Annotated in this window: 10 protein-coding genes; 9 read left to right on the plus strand and 1 reads right to left on the minus strand. The window is 41.2% G+C overall.

Features of this window, described 5'->3' with window-relative positions; translation table 11 throughout:
• The first annotated feature begins 4 nt into the window (after window positions 1–4).
• Window positions 5–1,657 carry a hypothetical protein gene (locus HXT53_RS01495; protein WP_032840997.1) on the plus strand — a complete coding sequence of 551 codons (1,653 nt, stop codon included), beginning with the start codon at window positions 5–7 and terminating at the stop codon, window positions 1,655–1,657.
• Between the two features lie 146 nt (window positions 1,658–1,803).
• Window positions 1,804–3,588 (plus strand): D-alanyl-D-alanine carboxypeptidase/D-alanyl-D-alanine-endopeptidase, encoded by a 1,785-nt coding sequence (locus HXT53_RS01500; RefSeq protein WP_101886353.1) that lies wholly within the window; start codon window positions 1,804–1,806, stop codon window positions 3,586–3,588.
• Window positions 3,589–3,776: 188 nt separating this feature from the next.
• Here the strand turns inward: HXT53_RS01500 and tilS are convergent, their stop codons facing one another.
• Window positions 3,777–4,868 carry a tRNA lysidine(34) synthetase TilS gene (gene tilS, locus HXT53_RS01505; RefSeq protein ID WP_421780469.1) on the minus strand — a complete coding sequence of 364 codons (1,092 nt, stop codon included), beginning with the start codon at window positions 4,866–4,868 and terminating at the stop codon, window positions 3,777–3,779.
• A 69-nt stretch (window positions 4,869–4,937) separates the two neighbouring features.
• Between tilS and hpt the strand changes: the two genes are divergently transcribed.
• The 7 genes from hpt to HXT53_RS01540 all read left to right on the plus strand — a co-directional run bounded on the left by hpt (window position 4,938) and on the right by HXT53_RS01540 (window position 19,358).
• Window positions 4,938–5,492 (plus strand): hypoxanthine phosphoribosyltransferase, encoded by a 555-nt coding sequence (gene hpt, locus HXT53_RS01510; RefSeq protein ID WP_004112234.1) that lies wholly within the window; start codon window positions 4,938–4,940, stop codon window positions 5,490–5,492.
• Between the two features lie 193 nt (window positions 5,493–5,685).
• Window positions 5,686–7,977, plus strand: coding sequence for an ATP-dependent zinc metalloprotease FtsH (gene ftsH / locus HXT53_RS01515; protein WP_116439931.1), 2,292 nt, complete (start codon window positions 5,686–5,688; stop codon window positions 7,975–7,977).
• Between the two features lie 97 nt (window positions 7,978–8,074).
• Window positions 8,075–9,136 (plus strand): dihydroneopterin aldolase, encoded by a 1,062-nt coding sequence (locus HXT53_RS01520; RefSeq protein WP_004112237.1) that lies wholly within the window; start codon window positions 8,075–8,077, stop codon window positions 9,134–9,136.
• The gene (locus HXT53_RS01525; protein WP_004112239.1) at window positions 9,136–9,645 is read left to right on the plus strand and encodes a DUF3180 domain-containing protein; all 510 of its coding nucleotides are present in this window, start codon (window positions 9,136–9,138) and stop codon (window positions 9,643–9,645) included. Before HXT53_RS01520 ends, HXT53_RS01525 begins: the two co-directional genes overlap by 1 nt.
• Window positions 9,646–9,787: 142 nt before the next feature.
• Complete coding sequence (gene ettA, locus HXT53_RS01530) at window positions 9,788–11,464, plus strand: energy-dependent translational throttle protein EttA (protein ID WP_004122991.1); 1,677 nt, start codon at window positions 9,788–9,790, stop codon at window positions 11,462–11,464.
• Window positions 11,465–11,534: 70 nt separating this feature from the next.
• A complete protein-coding gene (locus HXT53_RS01535; RefSeq protein ID WP_004112243.1) occupies window positions 11,535–12,533 on the plus strand; it encodes a lipid II:glycine glycyltransferase FemX in 999 nt (332 codons plus the stop codon).
• Window positions 12,534–13,091: 558 nt separating this feature from the next.
• Entirely contained in the window at window positions 13,092–19,358 is a 6,267-nt protein-coding gene (locus tag HXT53_RS01540; protein WP_421780472.1) for a sugar-binding protein, read from the plus strand.
• Window positions 19,359–19,855 lie beyond the last annotated feature (497 nt).

The following is a 19,855-nucleotide window of genomic DNA, read 5'->3' on the forward strand; positions in this document are numbered from 1 at the left end:
CGTAATGTCTATGATTTTCACAATGGTTCGCCTTCGCTGGGCGCTTACTTTTTCTGTTATGCGAAAGTCAATGTGGCAAAAAATTGGCTTTGGTATAGTCATTGTTTTTGGGCTTGCGATTATATGCGCTCTTGGTTTTGCCGGCTGGCAAACTGGCAAGTACATTGATCCAGGAATGCTTGCAGACGCTAAAAATTGGCAGGAATTCCAACTTGCTCCAATAATGGTTATGTCGATTGTGTCAATTTTTACGCTGTTTATAAACCTGTTTATGTTAGGCAGCGACACAACACTAAAATCGCGCAGTTTTGCGCTTTATGGCATTCCTTACGTAAAGCAGCAAGCTGGCATGCTTCTTGGCTCTCTTTTTGGAGCATTTTCAATAAGCTGCACAATCGCGCTTGCTTTGTGGTCTTTAGCGTACAGAAGCTTTGGAATTGTGCCGGTTTTAGTCAGCGTAATTGCAGCTCCGCTTTACGTTGCAACAATCGTGTCTTTAAGCAAAATGCTTATTGAACTTTTGGATACTATTTTAATAAACAAGCATTCAAGAAACATTTTCTACTTTGCCATTTTTATAGCGTACATGATTTTTGTTGCCACTGTGAATATTGGTAACAAAAATCCAAGCGGAATTGTGCTCGGCTCAAGTTTCTGCGCTGCGTCTGCTTTTACGCCGTTAAGTGCGGCTATGGCTTTGCCTCTTGACGCCATTAATGGCAATTGGCTTGCGCTTGTTATTCGCTTCTTTATTTGCGTACTAACGATTGCTGCTTGCTTTGCAATCTCTGTATTTTGCGCAAAATTAGAGCCGAAGCTACTTCGCGGCGAGCAAAAAACAGTTGTTAAAACTAAAGGAATCGGCTTATTTGCAGCAGTTCCAGACAACACAGTTGGTGCGATTATTGCGCGAATTATTAGCGTTATGAGAAGAGACATGCGTCAACTGTTTTTGCTTCTTACGCCGCTTTTTATGCTGATAGTTGCAGGAGGAGCTACTTTCAAAACTAAAGGATTTGCTTCTATGGCACAGGACTTAGGTGTTTCTTGCTGGCTTATCTATGCTGCTTCGCTTATGGGCATGGTTGTTGGAAACAATATTGCATACGATGGCACAGCTTTTACTATGCACGCGATTATTGGTGTAAAAGGCTTGCACGATCGCTTAGCGCACGCAATAGTTTGGTCCGCCATTTGCGCTGTGTATTTTGCGATTCTTGGAGTAGGAGTTTACGTTTTTCTTTTCTTCGTATTAAATGTTCATCAAAGTGTAAATGCAATTCTGTTCCAAACTCTTTCACCAATCGGAATAGCTTTTGCTACCATAGGAATCGGCTTAATCTCTTCGTGCATTGCAATGTACCCTGTATCATCAATCGAAAAGCCATTTTCTAGGCCGCAAGGCTCTGCTGGCGCTAGATCTTTTGCTCCAATAGGTTTTATGCTGCTATCTTTCGTATGCATGATTCCGTCTATTGCTTTGGCTATTGTGTTTGTGGCTATTAACATGAATCTTTTGTGGATTGCAAGCATACTGTTTGTAATAAACGGTGCAATCGTTCTGGTTGTTGGCGTTATTTTGGGCGGTAAAGTGATGGATAAGCGCATAATTCGCATTGTAGAAAACTTGCGCAGATTCGCATCGATTACTGCTTGAGTATTACTGCGCACGCCTTTAAAAATTATGCGCACAAACTTACTCTCGGCATATGCAAGTGTATAGTTTGTATAGTTGTAAAGAATTGCAATTAACTTAAGTACATACACATACAACTTAAGTACATACACATAGGCGGCGTGCGCATGCAAGACGATGAAGACCTTAAGAATCTAGATAACATAGTCGAGATTCCAGAAGATGCTTTCACGTCGAAAGAGGCTAGGGAAAAAGCTGGTTTTAAGTCCAGTTTGCAAACAATATCGCAAAAAGTACCCTCGCCAACAGTATCGCAAAAAAAGCAAGCCGAAACATTGGATGAATCGCCAGCAACCGAACTTAGTGTAGAAAACCACGCCAATGGCTCTAGGCTAAAAAACCGTTTTCTAGTCTGCTTAATATCGGTAATTGGCGTAATTTCTTTAATGGGTGGCTATATTCTGTTTGATTGCCAAGATATTTTGCAAAATCGTTTTATTAATCAGTTTGAAATTGCTGCGCGTGATCATAAGATTTTTCAAAAGTTAACTAGCCCCAAACCTAAGAGATTAGCTAAATATGCTAGCTTGATTAAGCAGGTGGATAAGAATAAGCCTGTTGACAAGTCATCTGCGGAAAAGATTTTGAAGGAATTTTTTGAATATCCAGGTCTTGGTCCTAATGCTTCAGCTGTTATTGCTGATGCAAACGGAAAGATTATAGCTGCTAAAAATGAAAATCTTGCTTTGCAGCCGGCGTCTACTATGAAAACGCTTACGGCTCTAGCTGCCTCGCATGTTCTAGACATGGGATCGACTCTTTCTACAACAGTTTACGCAAACTATGTTGGAAGCTCTAGAAATGCTGATTCTGCTGTATCTGGAGTGAAAAATGGTTTTGCTAGGCTCGTTCTTCATGGCGGCGGCGATATGCTGATGGGTGCTGCAACCAATGATCCAAATCATGTAAATGGTAGAGCTGGTCTTGAAACCCTTGCTAGCAATACTGTGAATTCGCTTAAAAAACAAGGTGTAAAAGTTGTTGAGCTTGCTGTTGATGATTCCTTGTTTGGAGAGAAACGCTATCCTGATTTGATTCATGAAAATGATGAAGAAGGACGTTTTTATGCGCCAACATCGTCTTTAGCTGTTGATGAAGGCAGAGATCGTAATTTTGCAGCATGGGTGGCTGCTGGCAATGATGCTGATGACCCAGATGATTATCCACTTTTAGATCGGCATCCAGCTGTAAGTACGGGATTAATTTTTGCGAATCTACTCAAAAAATTTGGTATTGACGTGAGAACTTGGAGCACTGATTCTGCAAAAATTGGCAAAACTTCCAAGATTGATGGATTATCATCCATATATGTTAGCTCTAGAAAACCGATGATTTCCTCTGATTTTAAGCAAATAGCCCGCGTTTCTTCTGCTCCACTTAACGAAATTATGGCATATATGCTAAGGCATTCGGACAATTCTATTGCGGAAGAATTTGGTCGTCTTACTGCGCTCGCTATGCGTAAAAGTAATTCTCCAGAAGGTGCCACAGATGCTGTACGCGACGTTTTGCGCGATTTAGGCGTTGATATAAACGGATTACACATGTCTGATTGTTCTGGGCTTTCGCCTAAATCCGCTGTTCGTGCTGTGACTCTTGTGCAAGTTCAGGCTCAGAATCTTAAAATCGGTAAAGGTGCTGCAGCAGCAGAAGGCTTAGCTTTACCTGGTGTATGGTGCACTTCGGCACGCCATCGTTTGTCAGATCCTTCGGCAGCTGGCTTGCTGCGTGTTAAAACTGGTTTTCTGGGTGATGTGTCATCTATGGTTGGCAATGTTTCTAGAAAGTCGGGAGGCGCGCTAACCTTTGCGGTTGTTGTTAATCCTCCTGGAGATGTTAACTACACTTATGTTGGCATTAATAAGATGATGGCCGAGCTGACTAATCTTTAGTGCGCGCCAACCTGCCGGAGCGCTTAAAGCGTAGCGTGCGAAGGCAATTTGGCGCGCTGAGCTTGCTTAAGGTTGAAAGCACGGTGTGCTTTCAACGCAAGCGAAGTCGTTAGCGCGCTGTAACGCGCGAGCGACTTACCGAGAATGTTGTTCAAAATGGAAAAATCAGCAACAAAATCGGGAAATCGCTAGCGTTCGTAAATAGTTATAGTCTGTGATTTTCTGCTTGCCGCATATCCGCCAGGAAGCGCTACAGGTTTTTGACCGTGCCAGTTTGTAATTAGCTCGTCGATTGATTCTATATGATTTGACGAAAAACGTATTCCAGCGGCGGTTAAAGCGCGGGCGATTATTCTGCGTCTTATCGAAGTGTGTTGTTTTGTTAAAGGTGATATTGCTATTTTTACTTCGTGTGCGCAAGAATCATAATTTTGCTTTAAAATCGTCTCTCTTTCTATTATGTCAACTTGAGAATTAATGTAATCTAAATCGTCTTGTGCAAATTTGGCACCTTTGGCAAGTAGTAAAGTCATATCTGTAGCAAAAAACCGTGAAATATAAGGCATTAGAGTATGTCTTATTCTTGAGCGAAGAGGGTATGACTTTGGTAGTTCAACATCGCTTGGTGTTAAATCGCCGTTTGTTGGATCATCCCACCACTCAATGCCCAAATCTTTGCAAATATTGGTTGTTTCAAGCCTTCTAAGGTTAATTAGCGGTCTAGCAAAACGTATTCCACTTCGAACCGTAATATTTTTCATTCCAGCTACAGCCTCAAGACCTGCAGAGTCTCGTAAACCTATAATCACTGTTTCTGCTTGGTCGTCAGCCGTGTGCGCTAAAAGAACTGCGGATGCACCCAAATCCTTAGCCGCGTTAATAATAGCAGCGTATCTAGAGTCTCTTGCTGCAGATTCTTCTCCTTTTTCGCCATCTTTAACTTGCACGGACTCAACGAATATAAGTGATTTGTCTACTCCTAAACTTGCAACAGTATTAGCAGCGTTTTGTGCAACTTTTGCGGATCCTTCTTGCATGTTGTGGTTCACTATAATCGCTGCACATCGAATACCTCTGCTTGCGCACACTTTGACTGCCAGTGCTGTTAATGCTAGCGAATCGCGTCCTCCAGAGCATGCTACCAGCACGATTGGTGCGTTTGGTAAAGCCAAATGTTGCCCGTGCTGCAAGAATTGTGGACCTTGCACTTCTAGCCCAAGATTATCGAAGCAGCGTTTTACTTCGCCAATTCCTTTACGCCAACTAGGTGAGTAAACCATGCTTATAGTCTAAATCATAATGCGTAAGTTGTAACACGTCCGTCATTCGTTTATGCAATCATAGTTAGCATGCAGATTGCTGATATAAGAGATGATATTGATTACGAATTGATCAGTCACGAAGAACTTATGAAGCGTATTCGTGAGGTTGCGGCTCAAGTTAGTAAAGACTACGAGAACCGCGATATTTTGCTTGTTGCAGCGCTTAAGGGTGCTGTTAACACGCTTGCTGTTTTCTCGCAGGAGCTTAGTCTTAACGCGCCGATGGACTTTATGAGTCTTTCCAGTTATGGCAGTGGCACTAAAAGCAGTGGTCAGATTACGGTTCGCGAGGACTTAACTACAGATGTTCGCGGACGAAACGTGCTTATTGTTGAAGATATTGTTGATTCTGGCAAGACTTTGGATTGGCTCGTTAAAGAGCTTAAGAGCAGAGGCGCTGCGAGTGTGAAGGTGTTTGCGCTTCTAACTAAACCTGCTCGTCGCGAAGTTGAAGTTGATATTACTTACGTTGGATTCGAGATTCCAGATGCTTTTGTAGTTGGTTTTGGAATGGATTACGACGAAAAGTATAGGAATCTTGATTCTATCGCGGTTCTTAAGCCATCTGTGTATGAATCTTAAGTATTCTTTATTGATTTTGAGTAGTAATCTTAAGAAACTTTGGTTAGTCTTAAAAAATCTTGATTAATTTTAGGTAATCTTGAATAATTAAGTACTGGATAATAGAAACCAAATAGTAGGATTTAATCCTAGTTTTAAGCATATATTTCTATGTAAGGAGCCTTCAGAAGGATCCTGAAAGGAGCCTGATTATATGGGCGCTTCTCCAATGTCGCCTCGCGGACCTATGGGTGGACCTATGAAAAGTCCTTTGGGAGGTAACGGTAATAATCCGTTCCTTCCGCCTAATTTTGGAAAAAATCCAGATAGGAATAGTGGGAATAATAAGAACAATAAAAACAAGAACGGCAATAAGAATCAGAATGGTAATGATTCGCAGAATGATAATAATCCTGATTCTCGTCGTAAGTTCTTTAAATCTCCTTGGACTTGGATTGTTCTTCTTGTGATATTGTCTGTAGCAGGATTCCAGATGTTTGTGCATAACGGTACACAGACAATTGATACGCAAGATGGCTTGGAGTTGCTTCATAAGCGTAGTGCAAATTATGTGGAGGTTATTGACAACAAACAGCTTGTAAAGCTTACGCTTGACAAGAAGTATGTTAAGCTCGATAAGCGCGATAAGCAGAAGCACGATTATGGAAAAGACGTGCAATTCTACTATACGATTGCTCAGAGTAAGACTGTTGTTCAGGATATCGAAAAAGCTAAGCCAGTTAATGGTTGGACTGTTAGCATGCAGTCTTCTAGCATAATTTCTTATCTGATCACATCTATGCTGCCGATTTTGATTCTGCTTGGGCTTGTTTGGTTCATGTTTGGCAGAATGGCAAGCGCTGGCGGCGGAATGCTTGGAATGGGTGGCGGCCGTGGACGCGGAAAGCTTTTGGAAGGTCAAACACCTAAGACTAAGTTTGCGGATGTTGCAGGTGAACAGTCTGCTGTAGAAGAAGTTGAGGAAATTAAGGAATTCCTTAAGGATCCTTCTCGCTACAAGGCTTTGGGCGCGCGTATTCCGCGCGGTGTGCTGCTTTATGGCCCTCCAGGAACAGGTAAGACTCTTCTTGCGCGTGCTATTGCAGGCGAAGCTGGTGTGCCGTTCTATGCTATGGCTGGTTCGGACTTTGTTGAGATGTTTGTTGGTCTTGGTGCTTCTCGCGTGCGCGAGCTATTCGATGAGGCTAAGAAGAACGCTCCAGCAATCATCTTTATTGATGAGATTGATGCAGTTGGACGACGCCGCGGTAGCGGTATGACAGGCGGCCACGATGAGCGCGAGCAAACGCTTAATCAGCTGCTTGTGGAGATGGACGGCTTCGATAACGACACTAACTTGATTATTATCGCTGCTACGAACCGCCCAGATGTGCTTGATTCTGCGCTTTTGCGACCAGGACGATTTGATCGTCAGGTTGCTGTGGAAGCCCCAGATTTGGAAGGTCGCGAGGCGATTCTTAAGGTTCACGCTAAAGGCAAGCCTTTTGTGCCAGACGTTGATCTTCATATGGTTGCTGTTCGAACTCCTGGTTTTACGGGCGCGGATTTGGCTAATGTGCTTAATGAAGCGGCTTTGCTTTGCGCTCGTTCTGGCGCTCAGCTTATTGACAATCGCGCTATTGACGAGGCGATTGATCGCGTTCAAGCTGGCCCTAGAAAGAAGTCTAAGGGCATGGCTTTGGATGAGTTGCGCAACACGGCTTATCACGAAGGTGGTCACGCGCTCGTTGCTGCTGCCTTGCATCACACGGATCCTGTTACTAAGGTTACGATTTTGCCTCGTGGACGCGCTCTTGGATACACGGCTGTTATGCCAACTAGCGACCGCTATTCTCAGTCTCGAAATCAGTTGCTTGATCAAATGGCGTATGCTATGGGCGGCCGTACTGCGGAAGAGGTTGTGTTCCACGATCCAACTACTGGCGCTTCTAACGATATTGAAAAAGCTACAGCAATCGCTCGTAAGATGGTTGTTGAATATGGTTTCTCCTCTAAGCTTGGTGCCGTAAAGTGGATGGACGCTGATCAGGATTCTTCTGGTTCTTTGGATTCTTTGCAATCGCGTAAGTTCTCTAATAAAACTGCCGAAGTGATTGATGAAGAAGTTCACAAGTTGATTGAAACGGCTCACACTGAGGCGTGGGAGATTATTAATAATAATCGTGATGTTTTGGATGAGTTGGTTCGTCAGCTTCTTGTTAAGGAAACGCTTAACGAGAAAGAGCTTGAGCAAATCTTCTCTAAGATTCGTAAGGCTCCAGAGCGCGATTTGTGGCTTTCTAATTCGGATCGTCCAGATTCGCCTCTTCCTCCTGTAGAGATTCCAGAAAGCTTGAAGCGAAATATTGGTGTTATTAAGGATGATGCCTCTGATGGTGATTCTTCTAAGGATAATACTGAGGATAATACTGAGGATAATACTGAGGATAATACTGAGGATAAGTCGCCAGCTGATTCTACAGATGAAGATAAAAGTCTAAAATAATAATTTAATTTAAATAATAATTTAATTTAACAATTTTACGCGCGGTGTTTAGCGATTATGCAAAGCATCGCGCGTATAATATTTTTGGGAGGCGATTATGGACACAATTAAGTTAAGTGGTATTAAACCTAGTGATACTGATGCTTTTATTGGCTTATATACTCGCCTTAGTGTTGATGCTGTTTTGAGTTTAGATTTGAGGGCAGCGGTTGCTGGCGACTCTACCCAAACGGTTGATATTGCCCAGATTTCTAAAAGACTTAGCCGCGTTTTGGACTCGTGTGTTCAAGATGATGATATTGCTAAGAATTCTTCGATTTGTTTGGAGCTTACGGCTGGAAGGCTACTGGATTCAGCTATGAAATCTTGGCTTGTTAAACAGGCAGAGATTACTGTTAATGCGCAGTTTAAAGCTGATTTTAACGATGCTTCTTATGATTTACCTAATGCAGATGGCGTGTCTATTACGATTCGTAGGGTTGCAGACGATGTGGAAACATCGCAGATTTTTGGATTGGCGAATCCTACGGACGCGTCGCTTTTTGCGGCTGAGCAGAGGGAAAAATTACAAGATGAGACTTCGAAAGATGAGTCTAAAGATAAGTCGCAAGCAACCAGCGATTCTAATTCTTCTTTAGATTCTGTCTATAGCCAATCTGGCTATAATCCAATTATCACAACTGCAGTAGTGTCAATGCAGGGAGAAAAATCAGAGTCAACAAAATTCGCCATGCTAGATGTAATCACGAGTTTGGAGCAATCGAAAGAACCTATTTCAACTCAATTAGACGGCGTTTCGGCGTTATATCAGGTAAGCTCTGATAAAGGCGAAGAATATTCTGCAATAATAGTGGTATCTAGTACAATGGTAGAAGATGATTTAGCGCTTAAGATCAAAGAAATGCAAATTTCTCAAGAACAAAATTTGCGATTGAGAATTTTAGGCACGAGGCAATACGGATCTGATAGTTCAAACACAAAGACTATGGATTCAGATAGGCTTGGTTCACAGCTAAATGCTGCACAATTGGAGCCATGGATGCAAATTGAGCCAGATGCTTCAATTGACGGAGAACCACTTGCGTACAAACTTGCGTTTGCACCAGATGCAGCGCGAGTCGGTATTTATTCAGAACGTTGGATTATGGGAGAGTGTTGATGAAAGCTTACCGCACGCCTTGGTGGTACTTTGTACTCGGGGTGCTATTTGGATTTGTATTCGGCGCATTCCTGGTGTCTATTACGGAATCAAGCGCAATATCGCTTTCTGGTGCGCCGTGGGTTGTTCTTGCGTTTATGACAATTGGTGGAATAGTTACCTTTATTCTTACTTGGCAGACGCATCAGTATGTTACTGCAAAGCCAGAGGAGCATAAGCATTTAAATATGCAGCTTGCTGTTGCAGCTCTTATGCTTGCAAAAGCGCTTGGAATGGCTGGAGCGATTCTAACTGGCTGGTATGCTGGGCAACTATTCATGTGTTGGCCGCATGCAAATATTCCGCTCTATTCCAACATTATTCGTGAATGCATTATAGCTGGAATAGTATGTCTTGTAGACATGATTATTGGTATTGTGGGTGAGTGGATGTGCCAGCTTCCTCCAGAAGATGGTGCGGATGCATCAAGTGGTACTTCCGACAGGGCACAGTCAGCTGCTGCGATTTAAAATTATTTAAAATATAAAATTTAAAAATATAAGTATAAAACCGAAATACAAAACATAAACACAAACCTAAAATTTAAAAATCTGCTGTAATAATTTAATTTTAATTCAATTTAAATTCAATTTTTAAGGATGGTATATTACTTTGGCTGAATTTATTTACCAAATGATTAAGGCACGCAAGTCTTACGGGGATCGCGTGATTCTAGACGACGTTACCTTAAGCTTCCTACCAGGCGCAAAGATTGGCGTTGTAGGGCCTAACGGCATGGGTAAATCAACGTTGCTGAAGATTATGGCTGGTTTGGAGAATGTATCAAACGGCGAGGCTTCGATTACGCCAGGTTATACCGTTGGAATTTTGCAGCAGGAGCCACCTCTAGATGAAACGAAGACGGTTGGCGAAAACATTAAGATGGCATTTGGTGAGATTGCGCAAAAAGTAGCGCGTTTTAACCAAATCGGCGAAGAGATGGCAAATCCAGATGCTGACTTTGATGCATTGATGGAAGAAATGGGCAAGTTGCAAACAGAGATTGATGCTGCAAATGGTTGGGATTTGGATTCTCAGCTTGAGCAGGCGATGGATGCTTTGCAATGCCCAGATCCAGATTCGCCTGTTTCTGTGTGCTCTGGTGGAGAAAGGCGTAGAGTGGCGCTGTGCAAGCTTCTTCTTGAAGCACCAGATTTGCTGCTGCTGGACGAGCCTACAAACCATTTGGATGCTGAGTCTATTCTTTGGTTGGAACAGTTCTTACACAAGTATGAAGGCGCTGTTATTGCTGTAACCCACGATCGCTACTTTATGGATAACGTAGCAGAGTGGATCTGCGAGGTGGATCGTGGTCAGCTTTACCCATACAAGGGCAATTACACCACTTACTTGGAAACCAAGGCTAAGCGTATGGAAATCCAGGGTGCTAAGGATGCCAAGCTTGCTAAGCGCTTAAAGAATGAGCTTGATTGGGTGCGTAGCTCGCCGAAGGCACGTCAGGCCAAGAATAAGGCTCGTTTGGAGCGTTACGACCAAATGGAGCAAGAGGCACGCAATTCCAAGAAGCTTGATTTTTCGGAGATTCAAATTCCTGCAGGTCCACGCTTGGGATCGCAAGTTTTGGAAGCGAAGCATATTCACAAGGCTTTTGGAGATCGCGTGTTAATCGACGATTTGTCGTTTACTTTGCCGCGTAACGGCATTGTTGGCGTGATTGGTCCGAACGGCGTTGGTAAGTCTACGCTTTTCAAGACGATTGTTGGCTTGGAGCCACTTTCTGGTGGAGAGCTTACAGTTGGAGATACTGTGAAGATTTCTTACGTGGATCAGAATCGTGCAGGATTGGATCCTAATAAGAACTTGTGGGAAGCTGTTTCAGGCGGACTTGATTTTATTGAAGTTGCAGGCGTTGAAATCCCTACTCGCGCATATGTTGCAAGCTTTGGATTTAAAGGTTCGGATCAGCAGAAGCTTACGGGCGTGCTTTCTGGCGGCGAGCGTAATCGCTTGAATTTGGCTTTAACTCTTAAGCAGGGCGGCAACTTGCTGCTGCTTGATGAGCCTACTAACGATTTAGATGTTGAGACTCTTGAAAGCTTAGAGAACGCTTTGCTTGACTTCCCAGGTTGCGCTGTAGTGGTGAGCCACGATCGTTGGTTCCTTGACCGCGTTGCCACGCATATTCTTGCGTGGGAAGGCGACGATGAGAATCCTGCAAAATGGTACTGGTTCGAAGGTAACTTCCAAGCTTACGAAGAAAATAAGATCGCACGCCTTGGTGAAGAAGCTGCTCGTCCTCATCGCTTGCATCGTAAGCTTACTCGCTAAATCGCGTATAACTCGTGCTATCAGAGTAAAACTGAATTAAAATCACGTATTGAGCTAAAAAGGAGAACAAATGCCGATACTTGATAAAAATGATTCTTCTAAAGTCCAAGAGTATGAGGAATTCATAAAACATTCGCCTTATGGAAACGCTATGCAAGATATGCGTTGGGCAGATGTGAAAAGCAACTGGATTAGTGAATACGTTTATCTAGAAGAAAACGGTAAGATTACAGCAGCAATGTCTGTTCTCGGCATAAAAGCTGTTGATGATAAAATGTTCCTCTATGCTCCTCATGGACCAGTAAGTGATTTTTATGATATAGAAACCACTAAGAAGCTGATTGAAGAAGCTAAGCCTCTTATTGAAAAGTACAATGCATTTTTGCTACGAATGGATCCTTGCGTTAAAAACGATCAAGATCTTGTTAAGAAGTATAGAGAGCAAGGTTTTACTTTTAGGAGCGATGGGGAAAAACTTCACTCTTTCTCCAATCCTCGATATGAGATGATGCTAGACCTTGAGGGTAAGTCTACGGATGATCTTCTTGCTGGGTTTAGTGCGATGACAAGAAGGCACATAAGGGCTTCTTTAAAAGCTGGCGTTACATCTAGGTGGAGTCGTTCTCAGGAAGATATTGACAAGTTCTATGAGCTTACTGAGATTATGGCAAAAAGACACGGTATTACATACAGACCTAAAGAGTATTTTGAGAGATTGCTTGCAGCTTATCCAGAAATGAGAATTTATAGCACGGACTATGAGGGTAAGACTATTGCGTGCATGATTGGTTTGCCTTATAACGGTGAATTATGGTACATGTATGGTGCTACTGCGACCATGCAGGGCAAGGTGAGCCCAGGGTATTTGTCTATATGGGATTTGATTCAGTGGGCGCATGAGCTTGGAATGAAGTACTTTAACATGGGTGGTGTGTTCTCACTTGATGTTAGCGATGGTCTTTATTTCTTTAAGTATGGTTTTTGCAAGGCTACTGATCCGTTTATTTGGATTGGTGAGCTTGATGTCGTTGCAGATGAGGATGCATACAGCAAGTTTGTTAATAGGTGATCTCCTGAAAATTTGCTATTTCTAGAGTGCTATAGTGCGCGAGTTGGGGTGAATCTGGTGCAAAGTACATCATGTCGTTCGCGCGCTACGCTTTAAGAGCTCATGCAGGTCGCGTCTCCCGTGTTTGTTTCTATTTTGCTCAAAAAGGGAACAAATGCGGGAATATTCTTACGTGATTTTGATTATCTTGTAGTGTTTTTCTTATCCCGCGTTAGTTTACTTGTATTCGAGTGTAACGGCATGTCGTGTATAGCTTATGCTTATCAATATCATTAATAAAAAATATATAGCGAAAATTTGTGTAAACCTTATTTTGTTAATGTTTAGTAAGGAAAATCAGTAATTTTTTAAAAAATAATATAAATCTGTGATTAAAATCACTCAACAAATTCTCTCAAAATTATTGAATTTTTCCACGGGGGGGGGGGGTAGATTACTCTAATTGGCAATTTGCTATCTCTGTGCTTTGTTTTGTTAGTTATTCTACATTTTATGAACAAATATTTGCCTGTGATGCAAAAAGTCGAAAAGTATAGACGTCCTAAAAGGGTGAAGTATATGACGAGTAAACAAAATAGCGCGAAACACATATCCATATCTAAAAAGTGCACAAAATCTTCGTACCTAGATAATTCTGTTATCGATTCAATGGCGAAATCGATTACGTCTACAAACTTTGAGGCAACTTCTTCTAGAAGGGTCTCTGTACTTCCTAAAATTGCTTTAACAGCAGTGCTAGCAAGTTTGCTTGCATGTGGAGCAGGATTGCCATCTAACCATGCATGGGCTAATGGCGTGAATATGCCTGACGGCAGCTATAGGTATGCGAATCGTGATTCTTCTACAAAGGCGCAGAGGTATGTTGATATTAAAGCACTTCCTTGCGATAAGAATCAGGTAACTGATAAGAATAAGGCTGATAGAGAAACTTACGGACAGTATTACAAGGTCGAATACCAGTTTAATTCTCAGGGTGAATGGTGGGGTGGTCGACCATTCTGGTGGGCGAGCGTGCCTAAGGATGTTGACATTGTAGATAATAAAGTTACTTTGCATAAAGATGAACAGTTGACTGGTGATGGCGGTTCCAAACAAACAGGTGCAACATATGGAAAGGATGCTTGGAATCAGTCTGCAAGCCGTTTCTGGTTTAGTAAGAATACGGAGAAAACTGAGTTTGAGAATAACTGGAAGAGGATGACTGGTGAAGCCGGCGGTTATGACAACTCAGGTGATACTTACAATACTTCTACAGCATATATGAACGATACGAGTGCACTAATTATTAACTGGGAGAGTAGGGGCAATAGAAAATCTAAGATTAGCTTTGTTATCAAACTGAAAGATAAAACGGAGCCTTTAAAGTTTGCTGCAGGTGTGTACCAGGTGATGGGCAACTGGCATTACACTGTTGGCAAAGTTGAGATTGCTCCAACGTTACCAAAGTATGCTCAGGAGTTAGAGCTTAATTATCCAAATGATAAGGTAGAGGTTGATTCTGCGAAATATGGCAAGAGTCTTACGAAAGACGAAAAGGATAATGTTCTTACAAAGCTGTGGGATGCTAATAAGAGTAATACCGATGTGTTGAAAAAGCTTAAAGGTATGGAACAGACTCAAACTGAAGCGGCTTTCAAACAGGCTGTAAAAGTTAATAATGATGGTAGCGCGACTATTACGTACAAAGATGACTCTAAGGATACTATTTCTAAGGAGAATCTAACTAAGCGCTACGTGCCATTGTCAGAGCGCACAAAAATTACGTATCCAGCTTTGACTCCTGTGAAGAATGCGTCTTCTCTTGATTCAACAGAGAAGACGCAAGTTGAAAATGCTATTAAGAATGCTAATCAGAATAAAAATATCAAGAGTGTAACTGTTGATGGTAACGGTAAAGCGACTATCACGTTTGATGATAAAATTGGCACTCCTTCCACTAAGACAATTGAAGGCCAGTATCTTGTAAAGAAGCAGCGTTCACTTGCGGATAAGTTTACCCCTTACTATCCAGTGCCAATGGCAGTTGGAAATCCAAGTAATTTGTCCGCATCTGAACAAAAAACATTGTTAGAAAAAATCTATGAAATTAATCAATCTAACAAAGAATTCATGGATGCTATAGTAAATCCAAATACAGACGATGCTAAGAAAAAAGCTATTTCTGTTAGTAGTAATGGTGATGTAACTATCACTTATACTGATAAGTCTAATGATAAGCTCGATGGCAGCAAGATGGTGTATAAAAGTAAGCCACTCGCTGATTTGACGAATATTACACTTCCAGCTCGTACAGCAGTTGATAATGCTAAGAGTTTAAAAGAGGAAGAACAGAATAAAGTTAGAAAAGCTATATTAACAGCCAATAATGGTCTTAAAAGCAAGCTAAAAGGTAATAATGAAAATAGTGCTATCACATTTGATAATGATAAGCATATTATGACTGTTAAGTTTAGTGATGATTCAACTTCTACCTTCGACTATTCTGAGTTGGCGTATACCAATGGTAATCCAGAAAAGCCAAAAACTGAAACAAAAAATAATAATGGTTACAAGTACAACATCACTAAGATTGCTATTAACGATAAGGATAAGCCGCAGGTTGCTGATTGGAATAGTTTTGTCATAAAGTTCATTCAAGATAATTGGAAAGTTAAATCAGGAAATGCTGAAATAACTACAGATTTTATAACTAAGACTGATGGCTTACTGAATAAACTTACCACTACTGGTGACAGTATAGGTAATGGAATGCAACTTTACAGATATAGTGGACAGTGGATTGAAAAAAATGGATCTAATCTTAAATTGGTTAGAGGTGGATTTGGTGGTGAAGATGGAATTGTAACAATTTATTTAGGCGACTCCATTGAAGTTAGAAAATCTAGTAAATATGGTGGTTCTGATTTAGCATTCAGTCTTACTAAGAACGATTGCTTTGTATCTAATGCTGCCGCTCCTAAGCCTGAAGAACTTAAGAAAGAAGCTAATGATCTTATTGACAAGATTCTTAAGAAGAATGGCTTAAATGATGAAGAAATCAATAAGTTTAAGCAAGAACATCAAAGTGAAATCAACAAGATTGCTAAGCCAGACGATTTAGACAAGATTATTAAGTCTGCTGATAAGCATGGTCAAGATGAGAAGAAAAAGAAAGATGCTCAAAAGCAGATTGAGAATGCTCAGGATAATCTTGGTTTACCTGAAGATCAGAAGAAAGAACTCAAAAAGAAGATTGGTAATGAGACTGATCCTGAAAAGATCCGTGAGAAGATAAACGAGTTCCAAAAGGATCAGGATCAAAAGAAACAGGAAGAGCATAATAAGCAGCAGCAACAATCTGATCAGCAGGCTGAGCAACAACAGAAACAGCAGCAGCAGAAAGATAATACGAAGGTTGATACTGATATACAAACTCAGAATCAACAGGAGCAGCAAGACACAGGCAAGGCTGAAGAAGCTAAGAAGAAAGCTGAGCTTGAGAAGCAAAAGCAGTCTGCTATTGATGAAATTAGCAAGAACGACAAACTTAAGCCTGAGGACAAAGAGCAGTTTATTAAGAAAGTTAATGCGGCTCAGGATACTGATGGTGTAAACAAAGCCAAAAATGCTGCTACACTAAAGGGCGATCAGAATCAGACTGATGCTGATAACAGTAATAATAATGGTCTTGATACTGCTAAGCAAGCTGCTAAGGATACTATCGGTAAGCTTACTAATCTTAATGATACTGAAAAGCAGAAGTATCAGGGTGATATTGATAAAGCAAATAGTCTTGATAAAGTTGCAGAGATTCTCAACAAAGCTGAGTTTGAGGATGCTAAAGCTGCAGCTAAGAAGAAGATTGCTGATCTGAAGCAGAAAGGTGATCTTACTGATCAAGAAGCTACAGATCTAAATAATCGCATTGATAAAGCTAATGATTTGCGAGAAGTTGAGGGTATTCTTGAGGAAGCTGAGTTAAATAAAGCTAAGAGTGATGCTAAATCTGATGTAGATAAGCTCACGAATCTTAACAAAGCTCAAAAGGATGCTTTGAAGCAGAAAATTGATGATGTTGAAACTGATCCTACCAGCGATAATTTGAAGACTGTTGATCAGGCTAAGACTGCCATCACTGCTGTTGTTGCTAAGGCTAAAGAGCTTGACAAGAAGATGAGTGATCTTAAGACTCTTGTTGATTTGGTCAATAAACAGAAAGAAACTCTTAAGAAGTCTGATGGCTACAAGGATACATCTAAGAAGAATGCTTTTGACACTGCATTAACAAATGCATCTACTCTTGTTGATCTAACTAAGGGTACGAATGCTGATGGTGCCAAGGTTGATGAGACTAAGAACACATTAGAAAATGCTGTTAAGGATCTCGGTGGTAATACTGTTGACAAGTCAAAGCTTCAGCGTGAAATTGAGACCGCTTATGAATGGCAAGGCAAGAATAAGCAGGGTAAAGATGATTCTTCTATAAAGAAGAATCCAAAGTATGAGAATGCTTCTAAAGATAAGAAGAATGATTTTGATACTGCTCTGTCTAATGCAAAGAAAGTTTATGACCAAAAAGATGCTTCACAGGTGTCTATTAATGAGGCTGAATCTAAGTTAAGCAAAGCAATTGATGCTCTTGATGGTCATAATAAATCTGATTTGAATGATGCCATAAAGAAAGCAAATTCAAAGAAATCTGAAATTGTTTACAATAACGCGTCAGAAGATAAGAAATCTGCTTTTGATAAAGCGTTAAAATATGCTGAGGAAATCGAAAAGAAGCTTGGCGCATCAGATGTTGAGATCAGTAAAGCAAAAGACGACTTGGATAAGGCACTTAACGATCTTAATGGTAAGGTTAAAACTTCTGATTTGGAAGCTGCTGTAGAAAAAGCAAAGAAAATGAGGAAGTCAACAACTGATCCTAAATCTGATGGCGATCCTAAGTATGAGAATGCTTCTCAAGAAAAGAAGCAAGCTGTTGATACGGCTCTCAATCGCGCTGAGTCTGCTCTTGCTGACGCTAAGAAGGATAAGTCAAAGAACACTCCTGAGCAAAAGCAGAAAGCTATTGATGAAGCATTAAATAAACTTAATGATGCTATTAGTAATCTTGATGGTGTTGACAAGACTAAGTTGACAGGAAAGCTTACGGAGGCAAAAGGTAAGAAGGATACTCCTGCTTATAAGAATGCTTCTAATACCAATAGTAAAGCGCTTGATGACGCTATAGCTTCTGCAGAAAATATCGTAAATAAAGCTGGTGCAACAGAGAAGGAAATTTCTGATGCTATCAATAAGCTTACCAAAGCTATCGATGGTTTGGATGGTCATGATATTTCTGATTTGCATAACGCTGTTGATAATGCCAATACTAAGAAGTCTAAAGTGTCTTACAGGAATGCCAATCAAGATAAGCGAGATAATTTTGATAAGGCTCTGAAAGCTGCTGAAGAAATCTTGAAGAACCCTAATGGTAAGACTGAGCAGGCAATAAAGACTGCTAAGGATAATCTTGAAATTGCATCGAACGAGCTGGATGGCGTTGTTGATACATCTAAGCTGCAGTCTGAAGTTACTAAGGATACTGATATAAAGGATAAGCCGCAGTATAAGAATGCTGATAAAGATAAGCAGACTACTTTTGATCAGGCTCTTATCGAAGCTCAGAATGCTTTGAGTGAAGCGAAGAACAATAAGTCTCAGAAGTCTCCTGAGGATAAGCAGAGTGCTGTTGACAATGCTTTGAAGAATCTTCAGACTGCTGCATCTTCGTTGAATGGTGCTGATATTAGTGCTTTGCAGGAAGAGATTGCTCTTGAAGGCACTGTGAGAATGTCTTCTGCGTACCTCTATGACACTTCGGATAAACAGACTGCATATAATGATGCTTTGCAAGATGCGCGAGATCTCGTTTCAAAGTTGGCTGATATATCTGGTACTGGTAAAGATCTTGCTTCTAAGACTCAATCAGAGCGTCAAGCTCTTGTTGATTCTGCTTTGAAGAAGCTCCAGCGGGCTAAGAATGCGTTGACTGGTGTAGCTCCTGTTCAGTCTCTGTCTCCAGTTATTCCTGTGAATCCAGAGTTTGAGCAAAAGCCTGTTCCAGTTCCAACTCCCGATACAACTCCAACTCCAGAGCAAACTCGTGATTCTGGTTTTGGTGTGAATGATAATGCGCCAGCTATTGTAGATAAGGGCGAGTTGCATTTGCAGATCGAGGGTGCTGAATCCGATTTGCAATCTAGCGATAATGCCAATGGTTCGCAGCAGAACAATGTGGATGATAACTCTAGCAATTCTATTAATTCAGGGAATGTTAGCAAGAGTACAAATAGTGGTAATGGTGTCACCAGCAGTTCTGCTGCTAAGCAAGATAATGCATCCAATGATAATGGATCACATGATGCAAATATCGATTCTGGTGTAGAGAATTCTCCAGCTGTTAAGCAGGCGGATATTGATGTTTCTAAGGCAAAATCTAATGTTGATAGTGCTTTGGCGGAAGCTAAAAAGGTAGCGGCCGATCCTCATAGCACTCAGGAACAAGTGAATGCTGCTGTTGAGAAGCTGAGTGCTGCGCGTAAGGCTTTGCTTGCTGCTAAGTCTCGTGCTTCGCAGGTTCGTGATGAGGTTCGTGCTCAGGTTATTAAGAATTCTAAGTCTGCTGGTATGCGTGCTTATTCGAATGCTGAAATGAGTAGTGATAGTAATAAGCGTGGAGAAATCAGTGGCATGAATACTGGTTCTGTTGTTGCTCCTACTGGGCTGCTGGCATCGCTTCTCGCTGCTGCTGGAGCGCTATTTGCTGCTCGTCGTGGTGGATTGCGCAAAAATAAGTAAGCAGTTTTAGCAGTGTAAATTGGTTGCTCGGTTTTATAGCTTTTTGCTTGTAGCTGAGCAACTTTTTTATTCTCGTAACCTGTATGGCTGACTAGTTTATAACCGTATGCACTTATGCAGGTCATTTTTTACTTGTATTTGTACGTGCTATGGGGTGAATATGGCGTAGGGTGTGTTTCGACGTTAGCGCGGTTTAAGTGCGCTAACGTCTTTGCCTGTGTTTGTGTATTGTTGCCCACGTTTGTTGTCGTATTTGCTCAAATGGTAAACAAACTTGGGAAAATATTCCTTTAGTATGAACGTAAATTAGGTCAAATCTGGTATAAAGTGCGCAATACTTCGCGTATATTATGCAACACTTATGTAATCAATGTTTTTGCTTATAGTCGAAAGCGCATCAATCTTTTAATATGTGATTTGTATCAAATATTAACAAGTACAGTGTCTCTATTCTCAAATGTACGACTATGCTTAGAATTGATTTCTAAACTGTTTGC

Origin of the sequence: Gardnerella sp. KA00390, assembly GCF_049244075.1 — a bacterium.
GTDB classification, from domain to species: Bacteria; Actinomycetota; Actinomycetes; order Actinomycetales; family Bifidobacteriaceae; genus Bifidobacterium; species Bifidobacterium vaginale.